Raw genomic sequence first — 15584 nt, 5'->3', positions numbered from 1 at the left:
GAGCTGTTCGGTCTCGCCCGCGAGCTGAACATCGACGCCGAGGGCATCGACATGGGCCCGTCCCCGACGGACGCCGCCCTTGCCGCCGACCTGGCGCTGCCGATCGAGGAGCTGGAGCTCACGGTCCGCTCCTACAACTGCCTCAAGCGCGAGGGCGTCCACTCCGTGGGCGAGCTCCTGGCTCGTTCCGAGGCCGACCTGCTCGACATCCGCAACTTCGGTGCGAAGTCGATCGACGAGGTCAAGGAGAAGCTCGCCGGCATGGGCCTCGGCCTGAAGGACAGCCCGCCCGGATTCAACCCGACCGCCGCCGCCGACACCTTCGGCGCCGACGACGCGGACGCGGGATTCGCGGAGACCGAGCAGTACTGACCGAGCAGTACTGAACGTCGCGCTGGTCCCGGCCAAGGAGACACCTCGCGGACAGGGACAGGGGAACGTCCACACTGTTCCCTGCCCGGAGGGAGACCTCGGCCGGGCCCGCGCCCTTGCACGAACCCCGGCGAAGGCGGCCGGTGACGAAGCAGCGCAGCCCCGGCGCTTCACGTACGACCCGCTGCTCGACGCGTGGACGGTCGTCAACAGGATCTGACCGGCACCTCGCGTTCGAGCAGCGGAAGACGGCCCGGGATCACTCTCCGGGGCCGTCAACATGGGTCGTCGGCTGGTCCCAGTCGGACCGGAGCCCGTCGTCGATGCGTCCGAGTACCGGGGAACCGAAGAGCGCGACCGCCATGCGTACCGTGCGGGGGTCGTACGCCTCCGACGCCGGCCGCGTCGCCGGATTCAGGTCCGCGAACCGTTCACGCGCGAGGTGGAGCACCAGTGCCCCTCGGGCGGTTCTGGCCGGCAGCCTGCGCGGCAGGATCGAGTCGGTCGAATTCAACGCCGCTCCCAGCGTGAACGCGCCGACGAGCAGCGCCAGCACGGCTCGGACCCAGGCATGGTCGACGACCAGTACGGTCACCACCGGCACCGCCACCGCCGCGGCCGCCATGGACCACCGGCCCCGGTGCCGCTGCCCGCCGCCGGGAAGGAGTTCCCCCGGCTGCCGCGCATAGCCTTCGCTGATCAGTCGCGCCTCCGCCGCACGCGCGAGGCCCACGGGATCCGGCAGGGCCCACAAGTAGTGGCCCCGCCGGCCGACGGAGTGGGCCCGGCTCTGTGCCGCCGCGGTCCACAGTTCGCGCTCGAACTCGTCGGCGTCCTCGGGCAACGTGCCGCGGGCGACCCAACGCTGCGGGCCGGGCCCGTCGGGCGGCAGCCGGCGCAGCACCCCATCGGCCACCAGCCTGGCCACTGCCCCCTCCTTCACCCCCCTGAGACCCGAGCTGTTCAGCCAGCCCAACTCCACCGGCCCGAGTCGTTCCACGGCGTCCGGCTCGACGACCGCGCTGCGGCGCTCTTCGGCCACGAACGCCTCCAGGCGGGCGTCTTCGGCATTCGCGCGCCCGATGCCGTCGACCGACATGGCCGTCAACGCGATCACCAGACAGCCGAAGAGTATGAGCCAGTCCGTCATGCGGGTCAGTATCCCCGGCCCTCCGCTCGCCCAGTCCGCTCGCACCCGACGAGCCACCGCCGATGCCGACCACCGCGTGGGCCGGCGCCACGGTGCCTGCTTCCGCACGGCGTCGGCGATGCCGGTCGATGCGGTCGGCCACCGTCCTGAGGTGCTGGTGAACACGTGATCCTTCTTTGCCACGGCTTGATCAGGCGGGGCTCACTCCTTGGCCTGTCATGTACGTGGCACACCTATGATTGGCTGACTTTGGGGGTTCGAGGGGGAGTTGACGATGGTGCGACGGAGATCGCTTGCTTTCGTCGGGGTGGCCGCGCTGGTGCCGTTGGTCGTTTCCGCCGCTTCCGCGCGGGCGGCGTCGGGGTCGCTGACCGTCACCACGCTGGGGCGGCACGGTGGGAAGGTCGCGACGACGGTCACCGTCGTCGCGGTGCCGTCCGCCAAGACGTACAGCGTCAAGTCCGGCAAGCGGCTCAGCCTGCCGTCGGGGCGCTACGTCGCGATGACCGACATCTACGAGAGCGCCACGGACGGGCTGGGCACCGACACCATCGGCGCCCAGGTCGTACAGGTGTCGGGCAGCAAGTCGGTGACCCTCGACGCGCGCAAGGGCAAGGCCGTCAAGGTCTCGCTCGACACGCCCGCCGACGTGACCGATCCCGCGCGGATCAGCGCGCAGGTGTGCGCAGCCGGCGCCGGCAACATGCCTTCCGCCCACAGCGCCGGCGGCTGGAACGACGAGGGAGCCCTCTACGCCATCCCGAACTCCTCCAAGCTGCTGCAGTTCGGGTACCTGGCGCAGTGGTCGGGGAACGACAGCTACGTCGCCGTGAAGAACAGCACCGGTATTCCGACCTCGCCCGGTGGGTCGTTCAAGCGGTCGAAGCTGGCGACGGTGCACTTCTCGGTCCGCAGCGGTACACAGATGGGCCCGCAGAACTACACCTCGCTCCAGGCGGCGCCGAAGGTCGACGACTGCACGACCGACCTGGTGGCCCGGGTACGCGACGTCGACGCGCCCTACAGCGCCACCGCCCATGTGACGCCGGGGACCTGGCAGCCGCGCGACGAGGTCGCCGCGAGCGACGGCGAGGGCGTCGGCTTCGGTTTCCCGAAGGTCAGGACGCTGGCGGCGGGCCAGAGCGCCACCCAGTACTTCGGCCGGGCCGTGTGGGGTCCGCTGCACGACCTTCCGATACTCGGGGACAGGTCCGTCACCTTCATCCCGGACGCCCTGATCGGCGACCCCGACGTCGGCGTCGCCGGCGCCTACTTGACGAAGGAGACGGTGGTGCTGTCCAAGGGAAGCACCACCGTCAAGAAGCAGACCCTGACCAACTGGGGTACCGGCGACGCCGAGTTCTCCGGTGCCGTCCGCTCGGCCGGCTGGTACCGGCTGACCGTCGACGCCCATCGGTACCGGCCGGGGATCACCTTCCCCACCGGCATGCTGTCGCCGCGCACCACCCTCGACTGGTACTTCAAGGCCGACCCGGACAAGTCGCTGGTCGCACCCGTCTTCCTGACCCGTTTCCTGCCCACCGGGCTGAACAGCCACAACCAGGCCGCACTGAACAGCACCACGACCGTCGACGTCAGTGCCGGGCGCGGCTCCCAGGGCCCCGACCTGAAGCTGACCAAGGTGACCGCCAAGTCCGTCCGGGTCTGGTCGTCCGCCGACGGCGGCAAGACCTGGCAGGCGGCGACCGTCAAGCACTCCGGCTCGACCTGGCAGGCCGCCGTCCACAACCCGGCCTCCGGCGCCGTCGCCCTGCGCTCCGAGGTGACGGACGCCGCCGGGGACCGTTCGGTGGAGACCGTGTACCGGGCGTACGCCATCGGATGAGTACGCCGTAGCCGTCACGCCGGGGTCTGGGCCTTCGCGGTGGGCGGCTGTTGGCGGGACTGCTGCCGGGTTCGCAGCGCCATCAGCGTGGCGAGGCCGGCCGCCGCCGCTCCGGCGAGCATGGCGGCGGAGAAGGCGTCCCGGGTTCCGGAACCGGCCTCCCGGCTCACCAGCGGGGTGCCGGCCAGGTCGGGGACATGCCCGCTGGGCACCATCCCAGCCCTCCCGGCTGCGAGCCAGGGTTCTTCCCGTCAGGACCACGACCGCCGCCACGTTTACCCGGGCCGGCCGCATCGGCCCACCGCCCCGCGCGGCGGTCACTTGCCGGGCGTGTCCCCGCGGGGCGCGACGATGTCCAGGACGGCCATCATCCCCATGTCCTCGTGGTTGAGGATGTGGCAGTGCACCACGCTCTTCCCGGTGAAGTCGGTGTAGTGCATGCGGATGACCGCCCTGCCGCGCACGGGCACGTCGATGGTGTCGTACCAGCCGTGGGCCGGGTCCTGGGGCTTCCCGTCGATGCTCATCAGCTGGAAGTCGTTGGTGTGGATGTGGAAGGAGTGGGTCTCGTCGGAGTCGTTGCGGATGGTCCACTCCTCGACGGTGTCGAGGGTGCCGGTGAAGTCGGTCCGGTGCGGGTCGTACAGCCGGCCGTTGATGTAGAACTTCGTGCCCGCCTTGTTCTCCGTGAGGACGACGGTCCTGCGGGCCGCGATCTTCGCGTCGCTCAGGTCCTCGTGCCGGGCGATGTCGGTCGGCAGGGCGGCGCGGCGCACGGGCGCGCCACCGGTGACGACGGTGGCGAGGTCGGCTCGGGGGAACTTGTTCCCGGCCGGGCCGGTGTCGTACTCGAGGGTCTCCAGGTGCGTGGTGCCGGGCCTGCCGCCCTGGACCAGGACGTCGAACCGCGCCCCGGCCGCGATCACGAGCGTGTCCTGGTCGTACGCCTTGCGGACGGGGATGCCGTCCTGGGCGATCACGCGGAAGCGGGAGCCCGGGAGGTGGAGCTTGTAGTAGATGTTGGCGCCGATGTTGGCGAGCCGCCAGAGCTGGGTCTCCCCCGGCCGGATGTCGATCACCGGGTTCTGCTGACCGTTGACGGTGCGGTTCGTGGGATCCCCGATCTTGAGGGGATGCGTCTTGATCGAGTCGCCCTCGATCTGGAAGTCCTTGAGCGCGATGGTGTGCTCGGTGATGCCCCGCAGGGACGGAGGCAGGTGCTGCTGGAGACCCTCGACGATGACGACCCCCGACTCGCCGCCGGCGACCTGCTGCGCGGACATCATGTCCGCGTGCGAGTGGTACCAGAACGTGCCGGTCGGATGGTTGAACGGCAACCGGTACGAGTAGTGGTACGACTGGTTGTACCTGATGGCGACGAAGACGTCGTCGGAGGGGCTGTGCGGGGAGACGTGCAGACCGTGCGTGTGCACGTTGGTGTCGTCGGCGATGCGGTTGGTCATGGTCAGGTCGATGCGGTCGCCGGGCCGTACGCGCAGCGTGGGCGGCATGTACGCCCCGTTGTAGGTGGTGGCGTACAGATGTCGGTCGCCGACCTGCACCTTGCGGCGTTCCACCACGATGGCCGCCTTGAGGAGGCCGTCGCGGCTGACCAGTTCCGGCGGGTCCTGCAGGCGCGGTCCGGCCGTGGGACGGTGGCCGGCCTCCGGCGCGGGCTGCCGGGTGCCGGCGGAGTCTCCGGCCGGTGTCAGGTCCCCGCAGCCGGCCAGCCAGCCGGTGGTGAGGAGCAGGTCGGCGACCGGCAGGGCCACAGCGGAACGGATGCGGGACCGGGGCACGTCTCTCCCAGGGAAACCGAGCGACCGGACGGCGGTGCCACGCCCGGCGGGGCACGGCCAAGGCCATGGCGGTCCTCCGGCCGGAATGCAGGAGAAATGTAGGAGGGGCGGGTCCCGCCGTTCGGCGTGCCACGCGCACCAGGCGGCGGCAACCACCCCCGTCGGCCGGGCTTCCACACGGATGGCGGCAGTCCCGCCGCTCAGGTGGTCAGATGCTCAGCGCGATCGCGGCACCGATGCCGCCCAGACCGAGCGCGACGGCGGCCGCGAGCCACCCGCCGTCGCGCCAGGGGAAGAACCGGTCGAGGGACAGCCGGCCCGGGCCGATGGCGGCGAGGGCGAGGACGACGATGCAGATGGCGACGCTGTACTCGACCCCGTTGTCCTGGATCCACAGGCCGTTGGCACCGCTCACGGTCACCATGGCGTTGATCATCACGCCGATGATGGCCGCGGCCGCCAGCGGAGTGAACAGGCCGACGGCCAGACCGAGGCCCCCGGCGAGTTCGGAGAGACCTCCGATCACGGCGAAGACCTTGCCGGGGTGGTAGCCGAGGGCGTCGAAGCCTCTGCCGGTGGCCGCCAGGCCCGGCCCGCCGAAGAGGCCGAACAGCTTCTGCGCACCGTGGCCGGCCGTCAGCAGCCCGAAGGTCAGCCTGATCAGCAGCAGTCCGCACTCACCGGCGGACAGCCGGAGAACCGGACCGGCGGCGTGCGTCCCGCCCGGCGGGCCCGAGGCGGTCCTGGGCTGATCGGGGGGCCTGCGGTCCTCCGCAGCGGGGACCGCGGAGGACGCGGGGGCGCGTACCTGGGTCAGTGACAGGAGATGAGTTCTGCCGAAGGGGTGGAAATGCAGTGCACGCATGACAATGCCTTCACAGGTGGGGACAAGCCGGTCTGCCCGCCGTGCGGCGGTCCCTCCCCATCACCCAGCATTGCGCCGTCACCTCGCCATATCCAATGATATGTTGAAATATGCACTATTTCGATCGGCGATAACCGCCCCGGTCGAGGGGGCACGCCGCAGCCCGGGGACACGCCCGTCCGGGGGCGCGGCGACGGGGATCCGAACGGCGCCGAAGAGGCACGCACGGTGATGGACGGTCAGACGGGTGGAGGCGCGCGCCGATTGCAGACCCGTGACACCCGGCGGGGGGGCTTTCACGCGGAGCGTCCGCGAGCTGACGCCGTCTTCTTGACCGGCGTCTTCTTGGCCGGCTCCCTCTTCTCCGCCGACTTCTTCTCCGCCGACTTCTTCGCTGTCGACTTCCTGGCCGCGGACGCCTCCGCCGCCGTCTTCGCGGTCGCCCTCTTCGCACTCGTCGTCTTCACGGTCCCCGGCTTCTTCGGCGAGGTCGCCGGCTTCTTCGCCGCCTGCTTCCTGACCGCCGTCTCCTTCGCAGCCGCCCCCGGCCTCTTGCCGCTCGTGCTCGGCAGCGGGGTGACCTCCGCCCCCTCCGTACCCTCCGTACCCTCCGCCCTCTCCCCCCTCGACTCCTTCGCCGCCCGCACGCTCTTCTCCAGAGCCGCCATCAGGTCGAGGACCTTGCCGCCCGTCGCCGGTTCCGGGGCCTCCGGCGGGGTCTCGCCGGCCGCCTTCGCGGCGATGACCTCCTCCAGGGCCTCCCGGTACTCGTCGTGCAGGTCCTCCAGGTCGACCTCGCCGAGGGTGTCCATCAGGGCGTCCGCGAGGTCGAGTTCCTTGTCGCGGACGGTGACGTCGACGTCGGGGGCGACGCCCTCGGGGGCACGGACCTCGTCCGGCCAGAGCAGGCCGTGCATGGCGATGGCGTCGCCGACCACCCGGAGCATGCCGAGGCGTTCGCGGCCGCGCAGCGCGTACTTCGCGATGGCCACCTTGTGGCTGCGCTTCAGGGCCTCGCGCAGGAGGGTGTACGGCTTCGCGGCAGGGGCACCCGAGGCCGCCAGGTAGTACGCCGCGTCCATCTGGAGCGGGTCGATCCGGTCGGCGGGGACGAACGCGACGATCTCGATCGTGCGGGCGGTGGGGATGGGCAGGTGGGACAGGTCCTCGTCGGTGATCGGGACGATCGTGCCGTCGGCGTCCTCGTACCCCTTGCCGATCTCCGACTGGGTGACCTCACGGTCCTCCAGCTCGCAGAACTTGCGGTAGCGGATGCGGCCGTTGTCCTCGGTGTGGACCTGGCGGAAGGAGATCGAGTGGCTCTCCGTGGCGTTCACCAGCTTGATCGGGATGCTGACGAGCCCGAAGGAGATCGCGCCGTTCCAGATGGATCGCACGTGCGGCTCCCCTCCGTCCAGGGTGTACGCCTTTGTGTGAGATTGTCATCGTATGACGCCGATCACAGAGGTGGACGGGCGAAGGGTCGCGCTCAGCAACCTGGAGAAGGTGCTGTATCCGGCGACCGGGTTCACCAAGGGCGAGCTGCTGCACTACTACGCGACGACGTCCGGGGTCCTGCTGCCGCATCTGCGGGACCGGCCGGTCTCGTTCCTCCGGTACCCGGACGGTCCTGACGGCCAGGTGTTCTTCACCAAGAACGTGCCGCCGGGTACGCCCGAGTGGGTCACCACCGCCGAGGTGCGCCGCTCGGAGGGGGCGGCCCGGATGGTGCTGGTGCAGGACCTCGCGAGCCTAATGTGGGCGGCGAACCTGGTCACCGAGTTCCACACGCACCAGTGGCTGGTGGGGGCGCCGGACGAGGCGGACCGGATCGTCTTCGACCTGGATCCTGGGGCTCCCGCGACGGTGGTGCAGTGCTGCGAGGTCGCGTTGTGGCTGCGGGACCGGCTGGCGGCGGACGGGATCGAGGCGTACGCCAAGACGGCCGGTTCGAAGGGGCTGCATCTGCTGGCGGCGGTGCGGGGGGCGTCCAGCGAGCGGGTCAGCGAGTACGCGAAGGAGCTGGCCGTCGCGGCGGAGCGGGCGATGCCGCGGCTGGTGGTGCACCGGATGACGCGGAGTCTGCGGCCGGGGAAGGTGTTCGTGGACTGGAGCCAGAACGCGGGGCGGAAGACGACGGCCACGCCGTACACGCTGCGGGCGCGGCGGGAGCCGACGGTGTCGGCGCCGGTGACGTGGCAGGAGGTCGCGGAGTGCCGGGCGGCGGCGCAGCTGGCCTTCCGGGCGGGGGACATCGTGCCGCGTGTCCAGGACCACGGGGACCTGCTGGCCCCGCTGCTGGACCCGGGGCGCGCGACGACGCTGCCCTGAAGGCCCCTGCAAGCCCCCGAAGTGCCCTACACCCTCCCCCACGTGTTGCGGTCCCTCGCCATGGCGTGCAGGGCCTCCACGTCCGCCGGTTTGAGGACGCCGCCCAGCCGGGACAGGCTGTCCAGGTCCCGGTCCCGGAGGATGTGGACCTCGCGCGGCGGGGCCGTCAGCCTGACGTCCGCCGGCTCGGTCAGGGCGAGGACCGGACGGACCTCCGCCGTGAGGGCGTACGAGGCCCGGTCGGCGTCCGCCCGCAGGCGGCGCAGGAGAGGCTGGGGGTCACGCCGACCCAGTGTGATCATCGGGTCGGCGACCAGGACCTTCTGCTTGCGGGCGTAGAGGGAGTGCACACAGAACAGGCCGCCGGGCCCGATCAGCAGGTGGTGCAGGCGGTCGCCGCCGGGCAGCGGGACGGAGTGCAGGGCGTGCCAGCCCGCTCCGTCCAGGTGGTCCAGCGCGTCGCCGACGGTCTGTTCCGCGGTCAGGGCGAGGCGGCGCGGGTCGGGGCGGAGGCGGTGGGCCGGACCGGGGTCCCGGTCGAGCGCGACCAGCAGCGCCTCGCCCGGGCGGTTGGGCGCGAGGTCGTCATCGGGGTGCAGGGTCAGCCGCGCCAGTTCGGCGGGGGTGGGCACGGGTGGCGGGCCGACCGTGACCGGGCCGGTCAGGAACGGCCGCAGGGTCTCCAGTACGTCGTCCCGCCGCTCGTCGCTGAGCAGGTTGACCCGGCCCGCCTCACGGTCGTACCAGGCGATGTTCCTTCCGTCCGTGAGGCATACGTACAGTCGCTCCTGACCGTGCCGCCAGGTCGACACGACGCGCAGTCCGTTCATTGCGTCATCACCCCTCGACCATGGGAACAGGCGGGGTGCTCCAGGGGCAAGAACCCCGCTACCTTTGACAGGGGTTGGCGCGCGCAGCGGGGAGGCGCCGGGTGCGGATCCGTGGGGAGCAGTACGACGTGCCGGCTCCGGACAGTCCCTGGAGCGAGGTGCTGCCCGGTCTGTGGATGGGCGGCCACGAGTTCCGGGGGCGTTCGGGGCGGCTGGAGGCCGCCGTGGTGCGGGACGAGTTCGACCTGGTGCAGAGTCTGCTGCGGCTGCCCGGGCACGGTCCGGCCACCGGGGTCGAGCACCATGTGTGGCCGATACCGGACGGGCCGCTGGACGGCACCCAGCTGGCGGGGGTGATGCGGCTCGCGCTTGCGGCCAGCGAGGCCCTGGACGCGGGACGGTCGGTGCTGGTGCGCTGCTACAGCGGGTACAACCGGTCCGGGCTCGTGGTCGCGCAGGCGCTGGTGCACCAGGGGCGTACGGCCGAGGAGGCGATCCGGCTGGTGCGCGCCCGGCGCTCGCCCTGGGCACTGCACAACGAGCTGTTCGTGGCCTATCTGCGGGCCGGCCTGTCCACCGCCCGGCTCCTGGAGGATCTCGCCGAGTAGCCTCTGCCCTGCACCGCCCCCCCCAGGCGCAAAAAGGACTTCCCTACGAATCTGCGAATAAGGTGTACGAGGCCGCCTCCGCCCACCGCCCCCGCCCACCGACCCCGCCAGAGCCAGAGCCAGAGCCAGAGCCAGAGCCAGAGCCAGGAGCAGCGTGCCAGCCCGTCGTCCCGTCCGTGCCGCCGTGACCGCGGCCGCCGTCGCCCTGCTGACGGTGACCGCGGCCGGCTGCGGCGACTCCGGCGGACTGCGCGGGGCCGGGGCGACCCCGACCGCGATCAGCCCCGCGAAGCTCTGGCCCGACCTGCGGCCGGCGTCCAGCCCGGCCTGGCCCTACGACGAGGGCAGCACGGAGACCGTCAAGGGGATCACGGTTCCCGGCGACGACATCCGCGGGGTGGATCCGGTGGCCGTCGTACGGGCGGAGATCGCCTCGGACCCGGCGGACTACGGGGACAAGGGGGCGTACCACGAGACCGCGGACCGGATGAAGGAGTGCACGGCGGGCGGCGGCGGGGCGCGGTGTCCGCTGCTGAAGCCGTACTACCGGGACCTCACCGGGGACGGGCGGGACGAGCTCATGCTCGGCTTCCGGCTGTATCCGACGAACCAGACCGCGCTGCGCGTGTACACCGTCGAGAAGCACCGGCTGGTGCAGGTTCTCGACGACAACGACGCGATCATCGGCGTCGAGCTGGCCGGGCGGACGGTGATCGTGCGGTCGCCGGCCGGGATCAGCGGGTACGAGTACCGGACGACCTGGGCGTGGGATCCCGAGCGGAAGGCGATGGTGTTCTCCCGGGACGAGTTCCTGCGCACCGGCAAGGGCCGGCACACCCGCACCCCGATACCGTCGGCGTCGGCTTCGGCGGGGGCGCGATGAGGCTCCCGCACTGGGCCGGGACGCTCGCGGCGAAGTCGGCGGCGTTCATCACGGTGATGTGCTGTGCGCTGGCCGCGCTGCTCGGCGTCCTGGTGCATGTGTCGGTCACCGACCAGACCGTCGCACAGGCCCGCGACCAGGCGCTGGCCCGGCTCGCGGAGGCGACGACCGCCTACGAGGCGGGGGACGCCCTGCCGCGGGGTGCCCGCGTCGACCCGCGCGGGCTGCCGCCGCGGCTGCGGGCGCTGGCGCTGACCGGGGAGCGGGGCACGATGGTCGCCAGGGACGAGGACGACGGTCACCCTGTGATGTGGGCGGCGGGCCCGGCCGACCGGAGCCGGTCGCTCGCGGTGGGCGTCGACTACTCCCAGCAGGCCCGCACCATCGCCGGCCTGGACCACTCCATCCTCTGGTCGTCGGCGCTCGCCATCGGGGCGACGCTGCTGGTCGGCGCGTTCGCGGTGACCCGGGTGACCCGGCGGCTGCACGGCACCGCCCAGGTGGCCCGGCGGATCAGCGCCGGGGACCTGGACGCCCGCGTGCACGATCCCCGTACCGAGGATCCGACCCGCCCGCAGGACGAGGTGGCCGCGGTCGCCGCCGCGCTGGACGGGATGGCCGCGTCGCTGCAGAGCAAGCTGCTGAGCGAGCAGCGGTTCACGGCCGACGTGGCGCACGAGCTGCGGACGCCGCTGACGGGGCTGCACGCGGCGGCGGAACTGCTGCCTCCGGGGCGGCCGACGGAACTGGTGCGGGACCGGGTGGCGACGCTGCGCACGCTCACCGAGGACCTGCTGGAGATCTCCCGCCTCGACGCGGGCCGGGAGCGGCTGGAGACCGACGCGGAGGCACTGGGCACGCTGGCCGAGCGGGTGGTGCGGGCGTCCGGGACGGAGACCGAGGTGAAGGTCGTACGGGACGGGTGGGTGGAGACCGACCGGCGGCGGCTGGAACGGGTGCTGGGGAACCTGGTCGCCAACGCGCACCGGCACGGGCGGGGGCCCGTGGTGCTGACGGTGGAGGGCAAGGAGGTCACCGTGCGGGACCACGGGGACGGCTATCCCGAGTACCTGGTGGCACACGGCCCGCAGCGGTTCCGGACGGAGGGCGGGGCCAGGGGGCACGGGCTGGGGCTGACGATCGCGGTGGGGCAGGCGGAGGTGCTCGGCGCGCGGCTGTCGTTCGCCAACGCGATCGGCGGTGGGGCTGTGGCGACGTTGACGCTCCCGTAGGGGGTGCGCGGTAGGTTGCGCGGCTGCGGGTGCGTGGGGGTTGCTCGGGCAGTTCCCCGCGCCCCTGAAGGGGCGCTCGTGCAGCGCCCCTTTCTTTTGGGGGCGCGGGGACTGCGCGACCGCCCCCCACCGGCCCGCAGATCCCGTTCGGCTCACTGCAAAAGGCGCCCCCCGCGCACCCCTCCTAGCGTGGCGAATAGTCAGGTTCCCCCTGTTCACGCATCCCGTCCCGTTCGGAGGCCCCCATGTCCCTGCGCTCCACGCTCACCCGCGGCTTCGCGATAGCCGCCCTCGTCACCCTCTGCGGCACCACGCCCGCCCTCGCCGACGACGGCTGGGACAGTGCCGACCCGGGGACCGGCCAGTACGGCGACCCCAATGACCCCTACGACTCCGACCACCTCGACGGCGTCGGCAACACCGGCGGCGCCGACGGCACCGACGACTTCCTCGGCCCGGGTGGCACCGACCCCGCCCGCTACCGGGGCGTCGTCACCGCGCGGGACGGCATCTGGCTGCGCAACGAGCCGGAGCGGGGCAGCCGGCGGATCCGGTTCGTCGCGAACGGCGAGGAGGTCTCCATCCACTGCCGGGCCGTCGGCGATCCCGTCGACGGCGACCGCGTCTGGTACCTGCTCACCGACGGCACCTGGGCCTGGGGCCCCGCCCGCGACATCGACACCCTCGGGCGTACGCCACGCTGGTGCTGACCAACAAGACCCCCAACTCTCACTATTTGGGTAAGTTCCGGACATGACCAAGGCCGGAACCACCCTGGCGGCGACCGCGACCCCCACCTCCCCCGTACGCCTCCCCCGGCGCCGTGGCATCGAACTCGCCCTGATCGTGCTGGCCGTCCTGCTCTCCGTGTACGGCTACTGCGCGGTCGGCCTGGCAAAGACCGGCACCGTCCCGCCCGGCGCCGCCGGTTACGGCGCCGGTCTCGGGGTGCTCGCGCTCGTCGCCCACCTCGCCGTACGCCTGCGCGCCCCGTACGCCGACCCGCTGCCGCTCCCGATCGGCGTGCTGCTCAACGGACTCGGCCTGGTTTTGATCTACCGGCTGGACCTGCAGAGCCCCGGCGACCGGGCGGCCCCCGCCCAACTCGTCTGGTCCACCCTGGGCGTCGGCCTGTTCATCCTCGTCGTGCTGATGCTCCGCGACCACCGCGTGCTCCAGCGCTACGCGTACGTCTGCGTCGCCGCCGCACTCGTCCTGCTGCTCCTGCCGATCCTCTTCCCGGCCGTCAACGGAGCCCGGATCTGGATCCGCCTCGCCGGATTCTCCATCCAGCCAAGCGAGTTCGCGAAGGTGCTGCTCGCGGTGTTCTTCGCCGCGTACCTCGCCGCCAACCGCAACGCGCTCGCCTACGCCGGCCGCCGGCTGTGGTTCATGCAGTTCCCGACGGGCCGGGTGCTGGGCCCGATCGTCACCATCTGGCTGGTGAGCGTCGGCGTCCTGATCCTCGAACGCGACCTGGGCACCTCGCTCCTCTTCTTCGGCCTCTTCGTCGTGATGCTGTACGTCGCCACCGGGCGCACCGGCTGGATCGCCGTCGGTCTGCTGCTCGCCGTGTTCGGCGCGATGGCCGTCGGCCGTCTGGAACCCCATGTGCACGGCCGGATCGAGGACTGGATGCACCCCTTCGCCTCGATCGACGCGGGCCAGGGGCCGAACCAACTCGCCCAGTCCCTCTTCGCGTTCGCGGCCGGCGGGATCCTCGGCACCGGACTGGGCCTGGGCCACTCCGTCCTCATCGGCTTCGCCGCCAAGTCGGACTTCATCCTGGCCACGGCGGGCGAGGAACTCGGTCTCGCCGGACTCTCCGCGATCTTCCTCCTCTACGGCCTGCTCGTGGAGCGCGGCTACCGGGCCGGTCTCGCCCTGCGCGACCCCTTCGGCCGGCTGCTCGCGGTCGGGCTCGCCTCGATCGTGGCCCTCCAGGTGTTCGTGATCGCGGGCGGGGTGACCGGGCTGATCCCGCTGACCGGCATGGCGATGCCGTTCCTCGCCCAGGGCGGCTCCTCGGTCGTCACCAACTGGGCGATCGTGGCCCTGCTGATCCGGGTGAGCGACTCGGCCCGCAGCCAGTACGACGGACAGGTGGCCCCATGACCCGGTACGACCGCCGGCGGGGCGGCATGGCCAGGTACGTCCGGCGGGCCCGCGCCCTCTGCGCCCTGCTGCTGTTCGCCCTCCTCGTCAACGCCGCCCGCATCCAGGTCGTCCTGGCGCGGGAGTACGACGACAACCCCGCCAACCGCCGTAACTCGATCGCCCGTTACGGCCTCCCCCGCGGCGACATCCTGGTCGGCGGCGTGCCGGTCACCGGCTCCCGGGACAGCAGGGAGCAGCTGCGCTACGAACGCACGTATCCGCAGGGCCCGTTGTACGCCCCGGTCACCGGCTTCGCCTCCCAGCTGTACGGCACGACGTTCCTGGAGCACGCCGAGGACGGAGTGCTCTCCGGGACCGACCCGATGCTGGCGTCGCTCCCGCTGTGGAACGACACGGGCCGGGCGGTGAACCCGGGCGGGAACGTCGTCACGACCCTGAACCGGTACGCCCAGGAGGCCGCCTACCGGGGGCTCGGCTCGCGCAAGGGCGCGGTGGCCGCGATCGAACCGGCGACCGGCCGGATCCTCGCCCTGGTCTCCACCCCGTCCTACGACCCCTCCCAGCTGTCCGGCAACGGCGCGGCGGTGACCTCGGCCTGGTCGCGGCTGAACGGCGACCCGGAGAAACCGATGCTCAACCGGGCGGTACGGCAGACGTATCCGCCGGGCTCGACCTTCAAGGTGGTCACCGCGGCCGCCGCGCTCGACGCGGGCGTCGTCACCGACCTGGACGCGCCGACCCGCTCCCCCGACCCCTACCGGCTGCCGGGCACCACGACCCGGCTGACCAACGAGGGCGACGGCTGCGCGGACGCCTCGCTGCGGGCGGCCTTCGAGTGGTCCTGCAACACGGTCTTCGCGAAGCTGGGCGTGGATGTGGGAGCGGCGAACATGAGGGCGACGGCCGAGGCGTTCGGCTTCAACGACACCCGGCTGCGCATCCCGTTCACCGCCGCCCCGAGCACCTTCGACACGACGGTGGACAAGGCGCAGCTGGCCCTGTCGTCGATCGGGCAGTACAACACCCGGGCCACGCCGCTGCAGATGGCGATGGTCGCGGCGGCGGTGGCGGACGGGGGGCTCGCGCATCCGCCGTATCTGGTGGAGCGGACCGTGCGACGGACCGGTGAGACGGTCGCCACGGGCGGTGCGGGGCCGGTGCGGCAGGTGATGAGTCCCGCGACGGCCGTGCGGATGAAGGAACTCATGGTCGACGTGGTCCGGGAGGGCACCGGCACGAACGCGGCGATCCGCGGCGCCACGGTCGGCGGCAAGACCGGCACCGCGCAGCACGGTCTCGGCAACTCCGGGGTGCCGTACGCCTGGTTCGTGTCCTGGGCGCAGGCGGACGACGACCTGGAGCCGAAGGTCGCGGTGGCGGTGGTGGTCGAGGACGCGGCGGCCGACCGCTCGGACATCAGCGGGGGCGGGGACGCGGCGCCGATCGCCCGGGCGGTGATGCGGGCGGTGCTCGGCTTCTGAGGCGTCCCGCACCGGGGTAGACGCGGAGTCAACAAGTCGCGCGCGGGGGATTGACCGGCTTGCTGACAG

15 protein-coding genes are annotated in these 15584 nt (G+C 72.0%); 9 read left to right on the top strand and 6 right to left on the bottom strand.

Annotation, left to right across the window (positions count from 1 at the left end; all coding sequences use genetic code 11):
- Positions 1 to 372: DNA-directed RNA polymerase subunit alpha C-terminal domain-containing protein (locus tag ACFWPS_RS38870; RefSeq protein WP_383714503.1), on the top strand; the 372-nt coding region annotated here is incomplete at its 5' end.
- Between the two features lie 259 nt (positions 373 to 631).
- On the opposite strand, the gene ACFWPS_RS38865 is transcribed toward ACFWPS_RS38870, so the two are convergent.
- Positions 632 to 1522: a hypothetical protein gene (locus ACFWPS_RS38865; protein ID WP_383714501.1), complete on the bottom strand. Its 891-nt coding sequence runs from the start codon at positions 1520 to 1522 to the stop codon at positions 632 to 634.
- A 274-nt stretch (positions 1523 to 1796) separates the two neighbouring features.
- Between ACFWPS_RS38865 and ACFWPS_RS38860 the strand changes: the two genes are divergently transcribed.
- A complete protein-coding gene (locus ACFWPS_RS38860; RefSeq protein WP_383714498.1) occupies positions 1797 to 3368 on the top strand; it encodes a hypothetical protein in 1572 nt (523 codons plus the stop codon).
- A 14-nt stretch (positions 3369 to 3382) separates the two neighbouring features.
- Here the strand turns inward: ACFWPS_RS38860 and ACFWPS_RS38855 are convergent, their stop codons facing one another.
- From ACFWPS_RS38855 to ACFWPS_RS38840, 4 genes are all read right to left on the bottom strand, one after another.
- Positions 3383 to 3583, bottom strand: coding sequence for a hypothetical protein (locus ACFWPS_RS38855; RefSeq protein WP_383714496.1), 201 nt, complete (start codon positions 3581 to 3583; stop codon positions 3383 to 3385).
- Positions 3584 to 3685: 102 nt separating this feature from the next.
- Positions 3686 to 5167 carry a multicopper oxidase family protein gene (locus tag ACFWPS_RS38850; RefSeq protein WP_383714493.1) on the bottom strand — a complete coding sequence of 494 codons (1482 nt, stop codon included), beginning with the start codon at positions 5165 to 5167 and terminating at the stop codon, positions 3686 to 3688.
- A gap of 208 nt (positions 5168 to 5375) precedes the next feature.
- Positions 5376 to 5858, bottom strand: a complete 483-nt coding sequence (locus tag ACFWPS_RS38845) for a DoxX family protein (RefSeq protein ID WP_383714508.1) — start codon at positions 5856 to 5858, stop codon at positions 5376 to 5378.
- A gap of 470 nt (positions 5859 to 6328) precedes the next feature.
- Positions 6329 to 7429, bottom strand: a complete 1101-nt coding sequence (locus ACFWPS_RS38840) for a Ku protein (protein WP_383714490.1) — start codon at positions 7427 to 7429, stop codon at positions 6329 to 6331.
- Between the two features lie 52 nt (positions 7430 to 7481).
- Between ACFWPS_RS38840 and ligD the strand changes: the two genes are divergently transcribed.
- The gene (gene ligD / locus ACFWPS_RS38835; RefSeq protein WP_383714488.1) at positions 7482 to 8363 is read left to right on the top strand and encodes a non-homologous end-joining DNA ligase; all 882 of its coding nucleotides are present in this window, start codon (positions 7482 to 7484) and stop codon (positions 8361 to 8363) included.
- A 26-nt stretch (positions 8364 to 8389) separates the two neighbouring features.
- On the opposite strand, the gene ACFWPS_RS38830 is transcribed toward ligD, so the two are convergent.
- On the bottom strand, positions 8390 to 9193 hold the full coding sequence (locus tag ACFWPS_RS38830; protein WP_383714485.1) for a nuclease-related domain-containing protein: 804 nt from the start codon (positions 9191 to 9193) through the stop codon (positions 8390 to 8392).
- Between the two features lie 101 nt (positions 9194 to 9294).
- On the opposite strand from ACFWPS_RS38830, the gene ACFWPS_RS38825 reads away from it, so the two are divergent.
- The 6 genes from ACFWPS_RS38825 (at position 9295) to ACFWPS_RS38800 (ending at position 15515) form a co-directional block, all read left to right on the top strand.
- Positions 9295 to 9801: a protein phosphatase gene (locus tag ACFWPS_RS38825; protein ID WP_383714483.1), complete on the top strand. Its 507-nt coding sequence runs from the start codon at positions 9295 to 9297 to the stop codon at positions 9799 to 9801.
- Between the two features lie 154 nt (positions 9802 to 9955).
- Complete coding sequence (locus ACFWPS_RS38820) at positions 9956 to 10684, top strand: hypothetical protein (RefSeq protein WP_383714481.1); 729 nt, start codon at positions 9956 to 9958, stop codon at positions 10682 to 10684.
- Positions 10681 to 11916, top strand: a complete 1236-nt coding sequence (locus tag ACFWPS_RS38815) for an ATP-binding protein (RefSeq protein ID WP_383714478.1) — start codon at positions 10681 to 10683, stop codon at positions 11914 to 11916. The genes ACFWPS_RS38820 and ACFWPS_RS38815 overlap by 4 nt, the downstream gene beginning before the upstream one ends.
- 245 nt (positions 11917 to 12161) lie before the next feature.
- Positions 12162 to 12626, top strand: a complete 465-nt coding sequence (locus ACFWPS_RS38810) for an SH3 domain-containing protein (RefSeq protein ID WP_383714476.1) — start codon at positions 12162 to 12164, stop codon at positions 12624 to 12626.
- A gap of 43 nt (positions 12627 to 12669) precedes the next feature.
- A complete protein-coding gene (locus ACFWPS_RS38805) occupies positions 12670 to 14031 on the top strand; it encodes an FtsW/RodA/SpoVE family cell cycle protein (RefSeq protein ID WP_383714473.1) in 1362 nt (453 codons plus the stop codon).
- Positions 14028 to 15515, top strand: coding sequence for a penicillin-binding transpeptidase domain-containing protein (locus ACFWPS_RS38800; protein ID WP_383714470.1), 1488 nt, complete (start codon positions 14028 to 14030; stop codon positions 15513 to 15515). Before ACFWPS_RS38805 ends, ACFWPS_RS38800 begins: the two co-directional genes overlap by 4 nt.
- Positions 15516 to 15584: the final 69 nt, after the last annotated feature.

Source organism: Streptomyces sp. NPDC058457 (assembly GCF_042720695.1).
GTDB lineage: Bacteria > Actinomycetota > Actinomycetes > Streptomycetales > Streptomycetaceae > Streptomyces.
This window is presented reverse-complemented; position numbering and strand designations above follow the sequence as displayed.

Excerpts from the sequence above, each read along its gene's own strand:
- ACFWPS_RS38865 (WP_383714501.1), bottom strand. The coding sequence starts at position 1,522 with ATGACGGACTGGCTCATACTCTTCGGCTGTCTGGTGATCGCGTTGACG.
- ACFWPS_RS38860 (WP_383714498.1), top strand. The coding sequence starts at position 1,797 with ATGGTGCGACGGAGATCGCTTGCTTTCGTCGGGGTGGCCGCGCTGGTG.
- ACFWPS_RS38855 (WP_383714496.1), bottom strand. The coding sequence starts at position 3,583 with ATGGTGCCCAGCGGGCATGTCCCCGACCTGGCCGGCACCCCGCTGGTG.
- ligD (WP_383714488.1), top strand. The coding sequence starts at position 7,482 with ATGACGCCGATCACAGAGGTGGACGGGCGAAGGGTCGCGCTCAGCAAC.
- ACFWPS_RS38830 (WP_383714485.1), bottom strand. The coding sequence starts at position 9,193 with ATGAACGGACTGCGCGTCGTGTCGACCTGGCGGCACGGTCAGGAGCGA.
- ACFWPS_RS38815 (WP_383714478.1), top strand. The coding sequence starts at position 10,681 with ATGAGGCTCCCGCACTGGGCCGGGACGCTCGCGGCGAAGTCGGCGGCG.
- ACFWPS_RS38810 (WP_383714476.1), top strand. The coding sequence starts at position 12,162 with ATGTCCCTGCGCTCCACGCTCACCCGCGGCTTCGCGATAGCCGCCCTC.
- ACFWPS_RS38805 (WP_383714473.1), top strand. The coding sequence starts at position 12,670 with ATGACCAAGGCCGGAACCACCCTGGCGGCGACCGCGACCCCCACCTCC.
- ACFWPS_RS38800 (WP_383714470.1), top strand. The coding sequence starts at position 14,028 with ATGACCCGGTACGACCGCCGGCGGGGCGGCATGGCCAGGTACGTCCGG.